This window comes from Ruegeria sp. I1 (assembly GCF_056532675.1).
On record NZ_JBQFNM010000002.1, the window covers coordinates 451,378 to 469,882 of the forward strand.

Annotated in this window: 16 protein-coding genes and 2 tRNA genes; 6 read left to right on the forward strand and 12 right to left on the reverse strand. The window is 57.2% G+C overall.

Going from position 1 to position 18,505, the window contains the following annotated elements; genetic code table 11:
* Positions 1–1,050 (reverse strand): ABC transporter ATP-binding protein, encoded by a 1,050-nt coding sequence (locus ACR0DH_RS06060; protein WP_480547821.1) that lies wholly within the window; start codon positions 1,048–1,050, stop codon positions 1–3.
* Positions 1,051–1,131: 81 nt separating this feature from the next.
* Positions 1,132–2,871 carry an ABC transporter substrate-binding protein gene (locus ACR0DH_RS06065; RefSeq protein ID WP_480540943.1) on the reverse strand — a complete coding sequence of 580 codons (1,740 nt, stop codon included), beginning with the start codon at positions 2,869–2,871 and terminating at the stop codon, positions 1,132–1,134.
* Between the two features lie 401 nt (positions 2,872–3,272).
* Between ACR0DH_RS06065 and ACR0DH_RS06070 the strand changes: the two genes are divergently transcribed.
* Positions 3,273–4,055 carry a DeoR/GlpR family DNA-binding transcription regulator gene (locus ACR0DH_RS06070; protein WP_480547822.1) on the forward strand — a complete coding sequence of 261 codons (783 nt, stop codon included), beginning with the start codon at positions 3,273–3,275 and terminating at the stop codon, positions 4,053–4,055.
* Between the two features lie 46 nt (positions 4,056–4,101).
* On the opposite strand, the gene ACR0DH_RS06075 is transcribed toward ACR0DH_RS06070, so the two are convergent.
* From ACR0DH_RS06075 to ACR0DH_RS06100, 6 genes are all read right to left on the reverse strand, one after another.
* Positions 4,102–4,176: transfer RNA gene (locus ACR0DH_RS06075), tRNA-Glu, on the reverse strand.
* Positions 4,177–4,201: 25 nt separating this feature from the next.
* Positions 4,202–4,276 (reverse strand) — tRNA-Glu (locus tag ACR0DH_RS06080).
* 108 nt (positions 4,277–4,384) lie between these two features.
* Positions 4,385–6,127, reverse strand: coding sequence for a single-stranded-DNA-specific exonuclease RecJ (gene recJ, locus ACR0DH_RS06085; protein WP_480547823.1), 1,743 nt, complete (start codon positions 6,125–6,127; stop codon positions 4,385–4,387).
* A gap of 92 nt (positions 6,128–6,219) precedes the next feature.
* Complete coding sequence (glpX, locus tag ACR0DH_RS06090; protein WP_480540949.1) at positions 6,220–7,203, reverse strand: class II fructose-bisphosphatase; 984 nt, start codon at positions 7,201–7,203, stop codon at positions 6,220–6,222.
* A 71-nt stretch (positions 7,204–7,274) separates the two neighbouring features.
* Complete coding sequence (locus tag ACR0DH_RS06095; RefSeq protein WP_480547824.1) at positions 7,275–8,561, reverse strand: homoserine dehydrogenase; 1,287 nt, start codon at positions 8,559–8,561, stop codon at positions 7,275–7,277.
* Between the two features lie 118 nt (positions 8,562–8,679).
* Positions 8,680–8,934: a hypothetical protein gene (locus tag ACR0DH_RS06100; RefSeq protein WP_480547825.1), complete on the reverse strand. Its 255-nt coding sequence runs from the start codon at positions 8,932–8,934 to the stop codon at positions 8,680–8,682.
* Positions 8,935–9,032: 98 nt separating this feature from the next.
* Here ACR0DH_RS06100 and ACR0DH_RS06105 point away from each other — a divergent pair, with 98 nt between their 5' ends.
* Positions 9,033–9,620 carry a TetR/AcrR family transcriptional regulator gene (locus ACR0DH_RS06105; RefSeq protein WP_480852342.1) on the forward strand — a complete coding sequence of 196 codons (588 nt, stop codon included), beginning with the start codon at positions 9,033–9,035 and terminating at the stop codon, positions 9,618–9,620.
* A gap of 23 nt (positions 9,621–9,643) precedes the next feature.
* On the opposite strand, the gene ACR0DH_RS06110 is transcribed toward ACR0DH_RS06105, so the two are convergent.
* Positions 9,644–10,555, reverse strand: a complete 912-nt coding sequence (locus ACR0DH_RS06110; protein WP_480547827.1) for a pirin family protein — start codon at positions 10,553–10,555, stop codon at positions 9,644–9,646.
* Positions 10,556–10,714: 159 nt separating this feature from the next.
* Here ACR0DH_RS06110 and ACR0DH_RS06115 point away from each other — a divergent pair, with 159 nt between their 5' ends.
* On the forward strand, positions 10,715–11,191 hold the full coding sequence (locus ACR0DH_RS06115) for a hypothetical protein (RefSeq protein WP_480547828.1): 477 nt from the start codon (positions 10,715–10,717) through the stop codon (positions 11,189–11,191).
* Here the strand turns inward: ACR0DH_RS06115 and ACR0DH_RS06120 are convergent.
* The 3 genes from ACR0DH_RS06120 to ACR0DH_RS06130 are packed head-to-tail and all read right to left on the reverse strand — an operon-like array spanning position 11,188 to position 14,148.
* Entirely contained in the window at positions 11,188–11,781 is a 594-nt protein-coding gene (locus ACR0DH_RS06120; RefSeq protein ID WP_170532461.1) for a hypothetical protein, read from the reverse strand. The two genes, ACR0DH_RS06115 and ACR0DH_RS06120, sit on opposite strands and share 4 nt — an antisense overlap.
* A complete protein-coding gene (locus ACR0DH_RS06125) occupies positions 11,768–12,355 on the reverse strand; it encodes a TadE/TadG family type IV pilus assembly protein (protein WP_480540960.1) in 588 nt (195 codons plus the stop codon). The genes ACR0DH_RS06120 and ACR0DH_RS06125 overlap by 14 nt, the downstream gene beginning before the upstream one ends.
* On the reverse strand, positions 12,352–14,148 hold the full coding sequence (locus ACR0DH_RS06130; RefSeq protein ID WP_480547829.1) for a Tad domain-containing protein: 1,797 nt from the start codon (positions 14,146–14,148) through the stop codon (positions 12,352–12,354). The genes ACR0DH_RS06125 and ACR0DH_RS06130 overlap by 4 nt, the downstream gene beginning before the upstream one ends.
* A gap of 426 nt (positions 14,149–14,574) precedes the next feature.
* Here ACR0DH_RS06130 and ACR0DH_RS06135 point away from each other — a divergent pair, with 426 nt between their 5' ends.
* From ACR0DH_RS06135 to dnaG, 3 genes are all read left to right on the forward strand, one after another.
* Positions 14,575–16,005, forward strand: coding sequence for a Glu/Leu/Phe/Val family dehydrogenase (locus tag ACR0DH_RS06135; RefSeq protein WP_170532467.1), 1,431 nt, complete (start codon positions 14,575–14,577; stop codon positions 16,003–16,005).
* Between the two features lie 121 nt (positions 16,006–16,126).
* The gene (locus ACR0DH_RS06140; protein WP_170532469.1) at positions 16,127–16,423 is read left to right on the forward strand and encodes a hypothetical protein; all 297 of its coding nucleotides are present in this window, start codon (positions 16,127–16,129) and stop codon (positions 16,421–16,423) included.
* Positions 16,424–16,501: 78 nt separating this feature from the next.
* The gene (gene dnaG / locus ACR0DH_RS06145) at positions 16,502–18,451 is read left to right on the forward strand and encodes a DNA primase (protein WP_480547830.1); all 1,950 of its coding nucleotides are present in this window, start codon (positions 16,502–16,504) and stop codon (positions 18,449–18,451) included.
* Positions 18,452–18,505 lie beyond the last annotated feature (54 nt).

An 18,505-nucleotide genomic window follows, 5' to 3' on the forward strand; every position in this document is an offset into this window, starting at 1 on the left:
TCAGGCCACCCTTTGGCCGTCTTGGCCGAAATACCGGCAATGGGCCGGGTTCATGTAGAAACTGTGATCTTCGCCAACTTCATAGGGATGCACACCTGCCGCGAGCGAAACCCAGTCATCCGAGCCATGCTGGAAATGCGCGCTGGAGTCGGAACCCGACAGTTCTGTCACGATCACGCGACCCGTCAGTTCCACATCAGCATCCGATGTGCGGAACGGTGTCACTCGATGTGGGCGCACGGCGACCATGTAGTCTCCGTCGGCCATGTCCGAGACCGTCCAGCCTCCGCCGCCTGCCAATTGTGCCTGCGCTCCTGATACGGTGATGTGGGCAACATTGATCGGCGGGTCCGAGAAAACGCGGGCGGCCGCGATGTTTTCGGGATTGCGATAGATGTCTGCGGTCGGACCGAATTGCCTGACGCGACCGTCTTCCATCAAAGCCGTGTAACCGCCCAAAAGCAGGGCTTCCTCGGGTTCCGAGGTCGCGTAAACGACTACGGCACCGCGTCCTGCAAACAGGTCAGGAAGCTGTTCACGCAATTCCTCACGCAGCTTGTAGTCCAGATTTGCCAGTGGTTCATCCAGGAACACAGCCCGGCTCTCTTTCGCAATCGCACGCGCCAGGGCGGTCCGTTGTTGTTGGCCACCCGACAGCTCATGCGGGCGGCGGTGCAGCATCGGGAGCAGTTGTAAGAGGTCAGCAGCCTCTTCCACGCGGCCTTCGATTTCGGATTTCGCCATGCCAGCCACGCGCAAAGGCGAGGCGATGTTTTCAAAAACGGTCATATGCGGGTAGTTCACAAAGAACTGATGAACCAAGCTGATCTGCCGCTTTTGCGTGTTCAGCTTAGTGACGTCCTGCCCATCCATAAAGACCTTGCCCGAGGCAATTGGGTCCAGCCCCGCCATCATCTTGATCAGAGAGGTCTTGCCCGATCCGGTCGCCCCCAAAAGCACATTGAAATGGCCGGTGCGCAACGTCAGGGTGGTGGGCTTGATATGGATGTTGTTGCCAACCCGTTTGGTGGCGTCTTGTAGTTCGATCATGTCCGTGGATTCCGGTCCTTCAGTGCACGCACTGGTCTTGGGAAGGAGGTGCCGAAAACGGCACCTCCAGTTCTTTCGAGCTTACTGAGACTGCCAGCGCTGAACCAGTTCGTCATAGTTGACGGTCTGGCCTTGCGGCTTTTCGTTCTCAAGCTTGGCCTTGGGCGAGCCCGGCTTTTCCAGCCAGAAGGCAGCATCCTGCGGCTCGTTCAGGCGTGGACCACAACCGCCATAGACGTTGGCGGCCTCATCTGCGGCCTGCATGCGGGACATGGTGATGTCCATCTCTTCGGCCAGACGATCCATCGCCTCTTGCGGCGTAAACGCGCCCGAGTTCACGTCACCGATCTGCTGCCACCAGATTTGGGCCAGCTTCGGATAATCCGGAACGTTGATGCCGGTCGGCGACCATGCCACACGGTCAGGCGAGCGATAGAACTCGACCAGACCACCCAGCTTGGGTGCGCGTTCTGTGAACGACTCGTGATTGACCGAACTGTCGCGGATGAAGGTCAGACCCACATGGGACTTCTTCACGTCAACAGTCTTGGATGTCACGAACTGAGCATAGAGCCACGCGGCCTGAGCACGATCCTCGGGGGTTGATTTCAGGAAGGTCCACGAACCCACGTCCTGGTAGCCAACCTTCTGACCGTCTTCCCAATACGGGCCATGCGGGCTGGGCGCCATGCGCCACAGCGGCGTGCCTTCGTCGTCGACAGTGTTATTGCCTTCGGATTTCGGCTTCACCATGTCTGCGGTAAAGGCGGTGTACCAGAAGATCTGCTGGGCCACGTTGCCTTGGCTAAGTGCCGGCAGCGACTGGTAGAAGTCATAAGACGCCGCACCCGGAGGCGCGTAGGCCCGCAGCCATTCATCCCACTTGCGGATCGCATAGACCGCAGCCGGACCGTTGGCCGCACCACCGCGCGAGACGGAGGCCCCGACAGGGTTACAGGTGCCCGCTTCCATGCGGATGCCCCATTCATCAACGGGTACGCCATTCGGTTCACCCACGTCACCAGCACCGGCCATTGACAGCCAGGCGTCGGTCATACGCCAACCCAAGTCAGGCGCACGCTTGCCGTAATCCATGTGACCATAGATTGTCACACCATCGACTTCCTTGACGTCATTCGTGAAGAATTCGGCGATGTCCTCGTAAGCGGACCAGTTGACAGGAACACCCAGATCATAGCCGTATTTCTCTTTGAACGCGGCCTTGTTGGCTTCGTCATCGAACCAGTCCTTGCGGAACCAATAGAGGTTCGCGAACTGCTGGTCGGGCAGCTGATACAGCTTGCCATCCGGACCGGTGGTGAACTGAATGCCCATGAAGTCATCCAGATCCAGCGTCGGCGAGGTTGTCGCCGCCCAGTCGCCGCCCATCATGTCGGTCAGCGGGTAGGCCAGCTGCAGGCGCGAATGCGTGCCGATCAGGTCGCTGTCGTTGACATATCCGTCATACAGGTTCCGACCGGTTTGCATTTGGGTCTGAACGGCCTGCACCACTTCACCTTCACCCAGGATCTGGTGGTTGACCTTGATACCGGTGATTTCCTCGAACGCCTTGGTCAGAACCTCGGATTCATACGAGTGGGTGGGGATGCCTTCGGACAGGACGTTAATCTCCATGCCCGCATAGGGTTGTGCAGCTTCGATGAACCACTGCATCTCGGCCATCTGTTCGTCTTTCGACAAGGTCGATGGCTGGAATTCGTCGTCAATCCAACGTTGTGCTGCGGCTTCGTCGGCCCAAGCAGGACCGTGCCCCGCAATGACGGCAGCCGCCGCCACTGCGGAAAGTAGATGTCTCCGCATCTGTCTCCTCCCAAAGATTTTGGTTGCGTCCGGCGCAAACCGGATGAGGGGAAGCATCAGCGATTTCTTGCGTATGTGTCAAACTAAATTTTTAGTAATTGATCTACGGGCATTCTGAGATGTGAAAAATGATGAGGTTGGAATGGTAAAGAGGTGCATATAATTCATTGATTATAAATTGAAAAACCTGGTATTTTGCTTCCGGCTGGATGGGAGTGGAGACGCATTCCTACGATACTACCCAGCAAGGTCGGTGCACGCTATCAACCACGACCCTCGTTGATCCTGCTGTTGCCAAAACAACCAAGGCTTGAGCCTAGAATGATCAAAAAAGCCAAAATGCTGGATTTACCAACCCCGATTTGTAGTTTGTGCGCCAGTTCGATTCTTCGGAGCGGAATGTGAAAAAACACGCACTCAACACCCATCGGGAACTTGAATTGCTTGAGGCGTTGAAGCGTCTTGGTGGCACCGCCCGAAACACTGAACTGGCCACAATGCTGGACGTATCGGAAGAGACCGTGCGCCGTACGATCAAAGCCCTGTCAAAGGCCGGTACTGTCGAGCGCGTCCATGGCGGCGTGTTTTTGGCCGGAGCGCAGGGCGATCCGGGTTTCTTTCGTCGTATTTCGCAGCACGCCGATGAAAAGCGCGCTATTGCTCGGCATGTTGCGACCATGGTCGAGAATCAAATGACTGTCTTCCTGGATGTCGGATCAACGACCGCCTTTGTCGCGGAAGAATTGCGCCAGGCCCAGAACCTGACAATCGTTACAAATTCAATCGTCGTGGGGCTTACATTGGTTGGGGTCAACGGTAACCGGGTTCATCTGTTAGGCGGTGAGATGCAAAGCGATGAACGCGGCACGTTCGGGCATGTCGCGCACAAGCAGGTGCAGCGCTACGCGTACGATTTGGCGGTCCTCAGCACCGATGCGATCTCGGACAGTAAAGGGTTTTTATACCAAAGCGCGGCTGAGGCTGATTTAGCGTCCACAGTTGCCAATCATGCCGATCACGTTGTGATGGCAGCGGATCAGCACAAATTCGATGCGTCCGCGCCTTATGTTGGGCCAGACCCACGGATGGTTCATGTGTTGGTCACGGACAGCGCGCCGAAGCAGGCATTTGCTGACCAGATCGCGAAATGGGGGATCAAGCAACAGGTTGCATCGTCGGGATAGCCTGCGTGGCAAGGTGCCTAAACTAGGTCGAAGAAGTTTCACCGATTGGTAGCCCGTAGGGGAATCGAACCCCTCTTTCCAGGTTGAAAACCTGGCGTCCTAACCGATAGACGAACGGGCCATTTGGTATCTGGCGCAAGCACAAGTGGTAGCCCGTAGGGGAATCGAACCCCTCTTTCCAGGTTGAAAACCTGGCGTCCTAACCGATAGACGAACGGGCCACGCTGGCTTGTGGAGGGCCTTTTACGGTTTCACCCCGACCCCCGCAAGCCGAAAAATGCAGGGATGTGAAAGTTTTTGAACGGCTGAAAGGGCAGACAAAATCCTTATCAGTTGGCTTCGGCTGCGTCCTCCAGCCGAAGCTGCACATTTTGCCGTCCGCCCCAAGTGTTCACCTCGAGCCGACCGGCAAAGTGAAACCGTGCACCGCCATGATTTGACAGCCGTTCCCCAAGCGGTCCGTCGAAGGCGCCAAAGGCGATGGCATCCAGCCCGCCGCCCATTCCATCCGACAGGGATAGTTTCAGATGCGTCTCGCCTACACGCTTGGCAAAGCGCACCTGCAGATCAGGCAGAGCATAGCGTGGGGCAGGAGCGCTGGCCCCGAAAGGCCCTGCCTTTTCAATCTGTTCAATCAACTCCACCGTTGCTGCGCCGGGCATCAGGGCACCATCTAGCCTGACATCAGCTAGTCCACCTTGCCCTGCACCCTGCTTTTCAAGCAACTCCGAGAGGCGCGTCATTGCAGGCTCCAACTGATCCCGCATCACCGTCAGGCCTGCCGCCATCTTGTGCCCGCCGCCTTTGATCAATAGCCCTTCGGCTACCAGACGCTGGATGGAAGCCCCTAGATCAACGCCCGAGACTGACCGGCCTGAACCCTTGCCCTCGTCACCGTCAAATCCGATCACAATCGCTGGCCGGTTTGCCGCCTCTTTCAGCCGAGAGGCGACGATACCGACCACGCCGGGATGCCAGCCTTCGCCAGCCGCCCAGACCAAAGGCGCATCCAGACCACGATCCTCGGCCTGTTCCAAGGCGGCGGTACGCACGGCGTTTTCGATGTCGCGCCGCTCGGTGTTCAGTGCGTCCAACCGTTCGGCCAGTGCTTCGGCCTCGGACGTCGAGTCGGTGCTGAGCAGCCGGGCGCCCAGATCGGCCTGACCGATGCGCCCTCCGGCATTGACCCGAGGGCCCAGCAGAAACCCAAGATGATAGCTGTTTGGGGCGGCATCCATTCGGGCGACATCGGACAAGGCCACCAAGCCGGGCCGCTGCCGCTCGGCCATAACCTTCAGCCCCTGACGCACCAGCGCCCGGTTGGCCTCGATCAACGGGGCAACGTCGGCCACGGTGGCCAGCGCGACCAGATCGAGCAGAGAGATCAAATCCGGCCCCTTGAGGCCCGTCTCGCGCATTTGGCGCCCGGCCTCGACCAGCATCAAAAAGACTACCCCAGCCGCACAGAGATAGCCCAGATCACCGCTTTCATCCTGCCGGTTTGGGTTCACGACAGCGACGCAATCCGGCAGCGTTTCCGCGCCCAGATGGTGATCCAGCACGATCACATCTGCACCCTTGGCTGCTGCGATGGGTTCGTGGCTGAGGGTGCCGCAGTCGACGCAGATGATCAGGTCATGTGCTGCCGCCAGTTCCTGCATGGCAGGCACATTCGGCCCATATCCTTCGTCGATCCGGTCCGGAACATATAGCGTCGCTTGCAATCCCATCTGATGCAGCCAGACCAGCAGCAAAGCCGCTGAACTGCCGCCGTCTACGTCATAATCTGCGAAAACCGCGATCCGCTGCCTTTCGCGCACCGCAGTCAGAAAGCGCGCCGCCGCGACCTCCATGTCTTTCAGGCTACGCGGGTCAGGCAACAGCTCCTTCAGCTTTGGTTCCAGAAACCCTGCTGCTTCCATCGGAGGCACGCCGCGTCGTGCCAGAACCTGGCAGACTGCGCGCGGCAAGTCGGCCTGCTGCACCAGCATTTCAGTCGCGCGCTCAACCTCGGGCGAGGGGCCGACCCATCGGCGACCTGTCAATGACTGCTCAACCCCTAGAAAGCTCATCCTGCCCCTCATATGCCAAGGCCGGATCCGCTTGGATCCGGCCTCTTAGGCTCTTTACAGTTACTCTTGTCGAATGTCGCGGCGCAAGCCGCTTAGGCGTCGGCGTGTGACCACATTGGTGTGCGGTATGACATGCGGCGCACTGATCCGGTTTTGGATCGCATCAGCAAGGTTGTTGTCTCAAGCCAGCCTGGCTCGCGCTTGATACGCGGCAGAAGCGATCCGCCGGTCACGCCAGTCGCGGCAAAGATCACATCCGCTGTCACCATCTCATCGCGGGTGTAGATGCGGTCTAGGTCAGAGATGCCTGCCTTGGCGGCGCGACCGCGTTCGTCGTCATTGCGGAACAACAAACGACCAAAGATCTGACCGCCCATACATTTCAGTGCAGCCGCGGCCAAGACACCTTCGGGTGCACCGCCTTGACCCATATACATGTCGATGCCTGTGGTTTCGCTTTCGGCGCAATGCATCACGCCGGCCACATCGCCATCAGTGATCAGGCGGATCGAAGCGCCGGTTTCACGGACTTCGGCAATCATCGCCTCATGGCGCGGACGTTCCAGAATACAGACTGTGATGTCAGCTGGCTCACAGCTTTTGGCTTTGGCCAGGGCTTCCACACGCTCACGCGGGGACATATCCAGCGAGACGACGCCTTCGTCATAGCCCGGACCAACGGCCAGCTTGTCCATATAGACGTCGGGTGCGTGCAGCATCGAGCCGCGCGGGCCCATGGCGATGACCGTCAGCGCGTTGGGCATGTCTTTGGCGGTCAGTGTGGTGCCTTCCAGCGGGTCCAGTGCGATATCAACGCCGGGGCCATTCCCGGTGCCAACCTCTTCACCGATATACAGCATCGGAGCTTCATCACGCTCACCTTCGCCAATAACGACGACACCTGCGATATCCAGCAAGTTCAGCTGTTCACGCATTGCATTAACAGCGGCCTGATCTGCGGCTTTCTCATCGCCGCGCCCCACCAGCGAAGCCGAGGCAAGCGCTGCCTGTTCTGCGACACGCGCAAGCCCCAATGACAGCAGGCGGTCGTTAAAATCGGTTTTGGCAGCGTTCATGCGATGTATTCCTTTGGTCGGCAATGACGTTACGTCTGGCATAGCCTGCACTAGGCGCAGGCTGCAAGGGGTCAGACCTGTTCGATCCGCAGTGCGACGGGCTCGCCCGCAACAACATCGGTTGCCCGGAACCCATCCAGGGCCACGTCCAGTGTCGCCCGCGTTGTCTTGTGCGTTACAATCAGAACTGGTGCGGTGCTTTCACTGTGCCCATACTGGCGCATCCGATCGATCGAGACACCCGCATCGCCCAGAATGGCGGCAATCTTGGCCAGCGCACCGGGTTTGTCCAGCAGGGCCAGGCGCAGATAATAGGGCGCAGGCAGGCCGGTAACGGCGGGGGTTGCGGCCTCAAGCGAGCTTGCGGGTCGGCCAAAGGTCGAAATCTGAAGGCCGCGTGCCAGATCGCAGATATCGCCCATCACTGCACTGGCGGTAGGGCCTTCACCGGCACCGGGCCCGCGCAGGACAACCTGATCCACTGCGTCGCCTTCAATCACCACCATATTGGTGCCGCCTTCCAACTGACCCAAAGGCGAGTCGCTGGGGACCAAGCAGGGCTGCATCCGCTGTTCAAGACCGCGCGCGGTGCGTTGTGCCACACCCAGCAGTTTGATGCGGAAGCCCATGTCATGTGCCTGATCTATGTCATCCAGGCTGATCTGTTGAATACCTTCAATCTCGATCCCGTCGAAATTCGGCTTGGTGCCAAACGCAATTGACGACAGCAGCGCCAGTTTATGCGCCGCATCGATACCGCCCACATCCAAGTTTGGATCGGCCTCAAGATAGCCCAGTTCGGCACATTCATCGAACAGCGCGTTATAGCCCTGACGCTGAGACTGCATCCGGGTCAGAATGTAGTTGCAGGTGCCGTTCATAACTCCCATAACGCGTGTAATCTCATTGCCCGCCAGACCCTCGGTCAGGGATTTGATAACGGGAATACCACCAGCAACAGCCGCTTCAAAACGGATCACACGACCTGCAGTTTCGGCCTGTTCGGCAAGCGCCTGACCATGGATGGCCAGCAGGGCCTTGTTTGCGGTGACAACGTCTTTGCCACCGGCCAAAGCGGCCTCGACCGACGCTTTTGCCGGGCCGTTTTCGCCGCCCATCAGCTCGACATATACATCGATATCATCGCGCTGGGCCAAGGCGACCGGATCGGTCTCCCATGCATAGTCAGACAGGTTCACGCCCCGGTCTTTGTTCGGGTCGCGTGCGGCAACAGCCACGATTTCGATCCGACGCCCCGTGCGTGCCTCAAGCAGATCGGCATGACGACGGATGATCTTGACGACACCCACGCCAACTGTTCCCAAGCCCGCAATTCCAAGCCGCAGCGCCTGTGTCATTCCGTGGGTTCCTTTCCGCTCGATCTATTCTGAAACCGGACGTTCATCCGGTCAGCGCTGCCTTAGCGGGTTCGGGCCGAGGGTGCAATCCGTCACGGCGGCGCCACGGCACCGGGTGTCAGTTGGTTGGCGCGTTTTGAAGCGCTTCGGCCTTTTTCCTGAGCGCTTCGGCGCGCGCGTTTAGGTCTTCCTCGACCTCGGTGGCTTCGCTGGCCGGATCAATTGGCGTACCAAGCGAGTCCTGCAGCGGGATCAGGGGCGGATAAGCGGCCTTTTGCACCGAACGCGACTCAGAGCCGTCCAACTCAGGAATATCCGCGCAACCCATCAAGGTCAGCGTCAGGATCAGCAAGGGCAGGGCTTTGGTTGGCATAGGGTCTCGCGGTCACAGTGTGATCCTGTGATGCACGTTTTAACGCATTGGTTCAAGCGGGCTTCTATCTGAACATTTGTTCAGATACGGTGTTTGCCATGGCACGTACCCAGGGTTCTCATTCCGATATTACAGGCCCGCTTATTCGCAGCGCGGCGCTCAGGCTTTTTGCCCGCCACGGCTATGCGGCGGTGTCGATGCGCCAGATCGCCAAAGAGGTCGGCGTGCAGGCCGGGGCGCTGTATAACTATACGCCGGATAAGCAGAGCCTGCTGTTTCGTCTGATGCGCGAGCATATGCAGGACCTGTTGCAGGCCTATGCCTCGTTGAATTCATCCTCTGATCCGCAAGAGGCATTGCGCGGCTTTGTCGGCTTCCATATCCGTTTCCATCTGGAGCGCCCGGATGAGGTTTTCATCGCCTATATGGAGTTGCGCAACCTGACCCCTGAGAATTTTGCAGAGATCGAAGATTTGCGCCGAAGCTATGAGAACGCTGTGGAAAAGATCCTGCGTGATGGGCAGCAGGCCGGGCTTTTTGCCATTTCGGACACCAAGATCGCCACACTCGCTGTTATCGCCATGCTGAACGGTGTGATGACGTGGTATCGCGCTGGTGGGCGCTTGTCGCTTGATGAGGTCGAGCAGGTCTATTGGGATATGGTTCGCCGTGCGGTGACGGCCTGACGGGGATCAGGCCGCCCCATTGATCAATGCGCCGGACGAATGAAGGTTCCGTTGCGCAATTCCTTGAAAGCCTGTTCCAGCTCGGCCCGCGTATTCATCACAATGGGCCCATGCCAGGCGACTGGCTCACCAATAGGCGCGCCTGAGATCAGCAGAAAACGTACACCCTCAGGCCCGGCCTGAACTGTGACTTCGTCTCCTGTGCCAAAGCGGACCAGCGTACGATCTCCGGACATGTCGCGGATGTTTACTTCTTCCCCGGCGACCTCTTTCTCTAGCAACACGCCAGTTGGCTGTGAGGCATCGGCAAAGGCAGCTTGTCCTTGAAACACATAGGCAAAAGCGCGGCGATAGGTGTCTATGCGAAAGGTCTTTTTGACGCCGGCCGGTATCTGGATGTCCAGATACTGAGGGTCCGCCGCGATGCCATCCACCGGCCCGGTTTTGCCCCAGAACTCTCCGACAATCACCCGCACGATTGTGCCGTCATCATCGATGACCTCGGGGATATCCTTGCTTTGCACATCCTGATAGCGGGGCGCGGTCATTTTCTGGGCCGAGGGCAGGTTCCCCCAAAGCTGGAAACCGTGCATCTGGCCTGTGCTGTTTCCGTGTGGCATCTCCTGATGCAGAATACCGGACCCGGCAGTCATCCACTGCACATCTCCTGCGCCTAGCGTGCCGCTATTGCCCAGCGAATCTGAATGCTCGACCGATCCGGCCAGCACATAGGTGATCGTCTCGATCCCGCGATGGGGATGCCAGGGAAAACCGGCCTGATAGTCCTGTGGGCGTTCGTTGCGGAAGTCATCAAACAACAGAAACGGGTCCAGTTCGGACGGATCCTGAAAGCCAAACGCGCGGTGTAGTTTGACGCCAGCGCCCTCCATTGTTGGCATGGCTTTGCGGGTTTCCAATGTGGGTCTCAGGGACATGGGTGCCTCCTATTCCTTTGCCCAGCATGTAACCTCTGCTCGGTAGTGGTCAATTCGCATGGATTCACCGGCTTTGTGCAATTTTGTTTAGAGGTTTCAGCCCCTGTTGTTCAGCGAAGAAAGCGGATAAACGAAGGCCCAGGCTGACAGGAGACAAGAATGCAGGACGAAGTACTGGCCACAATTGAGGCCTCAGCGCCAAGACGTTGGATCGGGGTTCTTATGCTTGGTACGGTTGGCGTTTTGGTTCTGTACGTTGCGCTGTCCACGCCGCCTGAGCTGGTCTGGCAGGTGTTTTTGATTGTTGTCGGTGGGGCGGCGCTCTGGCTGGCCTATAGTGTCTGGCAGGCGACCCAAGATCGGATCGAGCTGACGCGCACGGAACTGCGCACAGGGGCAGGGTGTCTGATTGCGCTTGTCGAAGAGATTGAGGCTGTCGACCGGGGAGTGTTTGCCTTCAAACCGTCGAACGGGTTTCTAGTGCGTACGCGGGCAAAAAAATCGAACAGCTGGGCGCCGGGACTTTGGTGGCGCCTCGGACGCCGCGTTGGCGTAGGCGGCATGACTGCCGCCTCTGAGGCCAAGTTTATGTCAGAGATACTCTCGGCCCTATTGCTTGAGAGGGACGAGGCTTAGCAGTCGTCTGGGTCGGCCACTGTGATATTGGTCAGCCCACGCGGCTGAGTGAACATGAATTTGTTAATCGCAAAGGAATGGTCTCCGTAGCCGATCTTGAACGGACGAGTGTACCAGTCTTTTGTTTCAACAAGGATCATCACCGCTCTGTCGGCCATGACAGGTATTCTGTCTTTGTATTCGTTCAGCAGTGTCGCATTGTCGAGTTTCTCAAAGCTCTCGCCGCGCGGGCAAGTCCAAAGCACAAAATGGCGATCTTGGTCCTGATCATACCGTACGAATGAGATACGCATCGATACTGCCGAGCGGTCAGAGATCATGAACTTTTGAAGTTCGTACAGGTTTGTAATGTACTGCTTCGTGATCTGCTGATCTTCACGAGAGATAATATCCGCAACAGCAAATGCAGCTTTGAGGTTGCTGGCGCTTTGCCGATAGCTGTCAAAATAGGTGTAAGATGTCCACATCGACCAGAACAGAAGCGGGAAAACCATGACCGCTTCAATACTGACGACGCCATCTTCCTTACGCCAAAAGCGACCAAGCCAACTGGCGGCGGTACGGGGCAGGGATAAGTTAAAACGGTTCATGGACAAACACCGTTGCTACATGCAGTTCATACTGGTCATCAATCGGATCAAACCGGGTCAAACGGCCCAAAGTCGTTCCAAAGAACAAAGGATCGATTTCAGCACAGGCCCGGATGATCATCAGCTGGTTTGAGGTCCCGGGATCAAAAAATGGCTCATCATCATCACCACCACGAATTTCTTCGGGCGTATCGACGCAATAGGGCTGCTGAAAGCTGCCGTTTAGAACCGTGCTGGCGGCGAATGGATTGATCGAGGTCATCTCGATTGCCAAATTGTCAAAGCACTTCGGGATCGCGCCGGCCTTATCACAAACGACCTGCTTCAACAGAGTATGAGTCCACTGCGCGCCGGGCGTTTGATCATAGACTTCGATCCGATTCATGCGGACATCTTGGATGGTTTCATCCAAAGCACGCTCAAGGTTTGCGTGGTTGTAGGCCACGATGCCGATTTCGACGCCTGAATAGGTGGTGATCATGAAGATCGGGAACCAGAACACGAACTCGATCGTGGCCATACCATCTTCGTTACGGCGAAACCGGCGCAGTTTTTGGGTCAGGCGTCTGATCATTGCGTCAACCTCAGATTCCGGATGCTCGACGTAATCGAAGCAAAGACATCAGGCAAATCGTCTGGGCTGGCCTCGTAGTAGGTCGCGTCGGTTGTTTTGCAGTGTTGCATGATAGCGCGGCCAGCGGATGGCGCTTCCAGCGAGATCGTAAAGATCACGACACCCATCTGCTGTTTTGCATAGTCGCACATCGACCTTACGCGCGGGTCCTTGATGCTACGACCGGCTGACTCAACGGCATCATAGTAGAAGTCATACGCCCAGCTTGAACCGTAGCGGTCATAGAACTGCTGATAAAGCTCGTAGCGCGTGGTCCGCTCCCAAAGATCCGCCCATGTCAGGTGTTCAGAGGGTTCTACGTCCAGCTCCAGATAGGTTTTGACGCGTTTGGTATCCCGATCAACGTTGTAGCAGGTACCAGAAGAGAACGACAGGCAACGATATTGAATGTACCCGCGCACATAGTCACCTGTCGGGTCGCCAACCAATGCCTCGTCGACGCTGGCGACGTTTTCGTAGGTGACGGTGGCGTTGTTGACAATCGTGTTGCCATACCCGCTAGGTTGGAATTGGTCTCTGACCCAGTAGTTCCCGCCATCCGACGAGTCCCACTCGATCATGTCCACATCTGGCCAGATGTAGTCGGTACCAAACTCGATTGTGATTTCATCATTGGAATCAAGCTCGGCGTAAGACACATAGTCGTTGATGCGCTCATTCCACCAAACCCCAGACTTACCGTCGCGATACGGGTCATTGGTCCAATACTGAGTCGTATTCGCACCATCAGTCATCAGGATCATGACTTTCAGTGTGTCGCCGCTGTGCGGGTTGTCCGGGCGCGTGGCGAACTCGGCTGGTACGTCACCCGCGGCTGCCATCTGGGCGATCACAGGCTGCATACTGTCATCAAGCAACGCCATGCCCCACTTAACGCCCAGGTCAATCGACGTGTTGCCCGCCGCTTGGAACGACGCGATTTTGTCTTTCAGAAGATCGGCGTCCTTCTGAAACACCATTGCTTCGCGGTTCTCGTCAGACTCACAGATTTCGCTATAGACGAGGTTGTCGTTTACCGGACGCTGGTCGTAGTCGCCCCAAGCGGTGAAGTGAAGCGTGCGATCATAGACAAGGTTCAGATCAAATTCGCCGTCCTGGAACTGGCTGCTAGTAAAGTTGATGCAGTTGGCATGCGGGTTCACACCGGACGTGTTGATATAGTCCATCATCGAGTCGGGCAGGGCGACCTGTGTCGCGTAAGGGACGATCGAGATCGACATTTTGCCGTCTTCGGATTTGTCGACCATTTCTTGCACGAATTCCTGCGCGGCAAGCTTCAGTGTGGTCAGTCGGCTGTTGCTGTTCATCGAGCCCGAAACGTCAAGAACCATCGAGATCTCGACATTGCCCAAGGCTTCTTCTGCTGCGCTGAATACCGAGGTCGTGATGAAGTCTACATCCCACCACTGCATGAAGTGCATCGCCACGTCCATTTCCGCACGCGCCTGCACACGGCGGAAGCCTTCGATGGTCACGGCACTCGAACCACACAGATTGGCAGGTTCGATAACAATTTCGTCCTCGATCAGATATTGAGCAAGGTTCTCTTTCTCGAGATAATCTTTGATAACGACTGTCGGACAAAGATCTTGCCGAAGATCGGTGGCCGCAAGCACCGCACGGTCTAGGGAATATTGCAGTCGTGCGCGTTCATGATCAAAGCGCTGGATATCTACCGCGAAACCACCGACCGCAAAAACGACCATAATCAAGCCTAAGGTAAAGATGGTCATCGTGCCATCCTCGGACCGGACGAAACTGTGTGACGGCAAACGACACGCGTCTGCTCGCTTTGATTTTCCCAGAATCGACTTCGCTTTAAATATCTTCATACCGCGTTCCTCTACCGGTCAGGCACACTGATTCCAGTCGTTCCCAACTTTATTTTTTTAGACGTGGAACGTGGCGAGATTTGGGCACCTTCGTCACTATGATGCTATTATTGAATGAAAATCGGCCTCAGTTTTGGGGTGTCGTGAGGCTTTGTTTCGCCCGTGTGGACAATTTGGCCAAAAGTCTTAACGGGCCGACTCAGGGGCGGGCTCGGTAATCCTGCGTTCATAAAGTGGTGAAAAAAAGTGCACTTGAAGATTGCAGCCCGCTGCAAGTGGTGCGACAAAACGTCATGACGTTTGTCAGTTCCCGGTATGGAGGATTTTATGACCGGTATCAAAGAACCCAGCTTTCGTGAAAGTGTTGATCTGATGTTCAACAGGGCGGCGTCCCTGATGGATTTGCCCCCGGGGCTGGAAGAGAAGATACGGGTCTGTAACGCAACCTACACAGTTCGCTTTGGTGTGCGCCTACGGGGCGACATCCATACCTTCACCGGCTATCGCTCGGTCCATTCCGAGCATATGGAGCCGGTGAAAGGCGGTATTCGCTATGCTTTGGCGGTGAACCAGGACGAGGTCGAAGCGCTGGCGGCGCTGATGACGTATAAATGCGCGCTGGTCGAAACGCCGTTTGGTGGTTCGAAAGGTGGGCTTTGCATCGATCCGAGAAAATACGAAGAGCATGAGTTGGAACAGATCACCCGTCGTTTCGCCTATGAACTGGCTAAGCGTGACCTGATCAACCCATCCCAAAACGTACCCGCGCCTGACATGGGCACGGGCGAGCGTGAGATGGCTTGGATGGCCGACCAATATGCGCGGATGAATACGACTGACATCAACGCGCGGGCCTGTGTGACAGGCAAGCCCTTGAACGCTGGTGGGATCGCCGGGCGTGTCGAAGCCACTGGGCGCGGTATCCAATATGCGCTGCGCGAATTCTTCCGTCATCCCGAAGACGTAGCCAAGGCGGGTTTGACCGGTAAACTGGACGGCAAGCGTGTTGTGGTTCAAGGGCTCGGCAATGTGGGTTATCACGCGGCTAAATTCCTGAGCGAGGAAGACGGCTCGACCATCGTGGGTATCATCGAATGGGATGGGGCGCTCTACAATCCCGACGGCATTGATGTTGAGGCGGTGCGCCAGTGGATCATCAAGCACGGTGGTGTGAAAGACTATCCTGATGCGACGCACTCGGCCGAGGGTGGTGACGTACTGGAAGCGGAATGTGACATCCTCGTCCCGGCGGCTTTGGAAGGCGTGATCAATCTTGAGAATGCCGAGCGTATCAAGGCCCCGCTGATCATTGAGGCCGCGAATGGCCCCGTGACCGCTGGTGCAGATGAGATCCTGCGCAAAAAGGGTACGGTAATCATCCCCGATATGTATGCCAACGCCGGTGGTGTGACAGTGTCGTATTTTGAGTGGGTCAAGAACCTCAGCCATATTCGCTTTGGCCGGATGCAGCGGCGCCAGGAAGAAGCGCGGCATGAGCTGATCGTCAGTGAATTGGAGCGGCTGGACCGCTATCTTGGTGATGCCTGGACGATGTCTCCGGACTTCAAAACAAAATATCTCAAAGGGGCGGATGAACTGGAGCTGGTCCGGTCTGGCCTAGATGACACCATGCGGATTGCCTACCAGTCGATGCGCGAAGTCTGGCATAGCCGCGATGATGTCGAGGATCTGCGGACTGCGGCCTATATAGTTGCGATTGACCGCGTTGCGAACAGTTATAGGGCCAAAGGTCTTTGAATGTATTTGGATGGGGCGGGCTTCTCGCCCCATCCTGTCGGACCGGCCCGAAATGGGCAATGGCAGGTCCGGAGCAGGGCGGGTAAGCTACCGCCAGTTCAACGATTCCCCGGAGACTTCAATGTTGCGTATCGCCATCGCTGCCGCCGTTCTTGCCACACCTCTGGCTGCGGCAGAAACCAAAGAACAAAGCTGCCAGTATCAGGCAGATGTGGTGGCCGCGATCCAGCAGGCGCGCCTTGATCGGGTGAAAGAGCGAGACGTTCCACAGGCGGTTGCCGATAGCAGCCCCACCTGGCCTGAAAACTACAATGCAGCGGTCCCATTGATCACGCCGTGGGTATATGAACAGAAGATGCGCGATGTCCGCAAAAAGGACCTTGGTGCGGCTTGGCTGGAGCTGTGCCTGCAGCAATAATCCACAGCCGGATCATTTCGCTGTGGAAAAGCGCGCCATCCCCTTGGCGCGCGTTTTCATTTCTGGCAGGTTTGGTGAATGTCTTTGCCCCCCGGATTTCTGGATGAATTACGCACCCGGCTCAGCCTGTCTCAGGTCGTTGGGCGCAAGGTCATGTGGGATCAGCGCAAGTCCAATCAGGGCAAAGGGGATATGTGGGCGCCATGCCCGTTCCATCATGAAAAAACGGCCTCATTCCATGTAGATGATCAGAAGGGGTACTACTACTGCTTTGGTTGTCATGCCAAAGGTGACGCCATCACCTTTGTAAGGGAGACTGAAAACGTATCCTTTATCGAAGCGGTTGAAATACTGGCGCAAGAGGCCGGGATGCCCATGCCCGAGCGCGATCCAAAAGCGCAGGAAAAGCAGGACCGCCGCGCGGAACTGGCCGAGGTGATGGAACAGGCGGTGAAGTTCTTCCGTTTGCAACTAAAGACCGGGGCAGGTGGCGCGGCACGCGATTACTTGTCCGGTCGCGGGCTGGATGCACAGGCGTTGGATCGTTGGGAGATTGGGTTTGCACCTGACGGCTGGCAAGCGTTGTGGGATCACCTGCGTGGTAAGAACGTGGCCGAAGACTTGATCCTGGACTCCGGGCTGGCCAAACCATCAAACAAGGGCAAAAAGCCCTATGATACGTTCCGCAACCGCATCATGTATCCGATCCGCGACCCGCGAGGGCGGTGTATCGCTTTTGGCGCTCGGGCGATGGACCCGAATGACAACGCGAAGTATCTGAACTCACCCGAGACTGCGTTGTTCGACAAAGGCCGCAGCCTCTACAACCACGGCCCCGCGCGGCAAGCGGCGGGCAAGGGGCAGTCTTTGATTGTGGCCGAAGGCTACATGGATGTGATCGCGCTGGCTGAGGCCGGGTTCGGCGCGTCTGTGGCTCCGCTGGGAACCGCGATAACCGAACATCAATTGCAGCTTCTCTGGCGCATTTCCGACGAACCGATCATCGCGTTGGATGGGGATACGGCGGGCCTGCGTGCCGCGATGCGGGCAATTGATTTGGCCCTTCCTTTGTTGGAGGCCGGGAAATCCCTGCGTTTTGCGCTGATGCCCGAGGGCATGGACCCGGATGATCTGCTGCGCGCCGAAGGGGCAGGGGCGGTTCAAAAGGTGTTGGATGGCGCCATTCCGATGGTCAAGCTGCTGTGGCAACGTGAGACCGAAGGGAAGGTCTTTGACAGTCCAGAACGCAAAGCGGCATTGGATAAGGTGCTGCGCGACAAGATCAAGCTGATCCGCGACACATCGATCCGCTCTCACTACGGGCAGGAAATCAAGGACCTGCGTTGGCAACTGTTCCGCCCGCAGCGTCAGACGCAAAGCCGGACCTGGCAACCGCGCGGCAAGTGGCAGCCGCCGAAACAGCCTGCGTCAGCGGGTGCAAGATCGTCATTCCTTGCGTCCTCAGACAATGCCGATATCCACCTGCGCGAAGCGGCCATACTGGCCATCTCCGTTCTGAATCCACAGGTCGTGGTTCAGTTTGAAACGCAGCTGGAAGACATGGATTGCCATGACCCGGATCATGCGGCGCTGCGCCAGGCCATTCTGCGCCATGCAATCAACGACCCGGACAACCTGAAAGACCACATCGTTGAAACTTTGGGACCCGAGCCCCTTGAAAACCTTCTGGGCCTTCGCCATGTCGCTGTGATCCCCTGTGTGTTCAAACCAGGCGACGTTGAAAAGGCTCAGATGACGCTGGCCGAAGAACTCGCAAAGATCAAAGCGCTCCGGGGGCTGGATGCTGAGATTGCCGAAGCGACCGAGGAGATGTCCGACTTGGCTGACGAGTCATTGACGTATCGGGTGGGTCAGGCCGCCGAAGAGCGTAACCGCGCAAGCCGCAGCCAGAACGAGGACAAAGCCCTTTTCGACATCGCCGACAACGGCGCGCGAATCAACCGCGACGAGAAGGACGCGTTCGAGGCAATCATGTCCGGGATCAAATTCGAGCGGAAACGTCGATAAAGTGATGTTTTCATAAAGCACTGGAAAAGAAAAACGGGTAAACGGGTGGCCGAA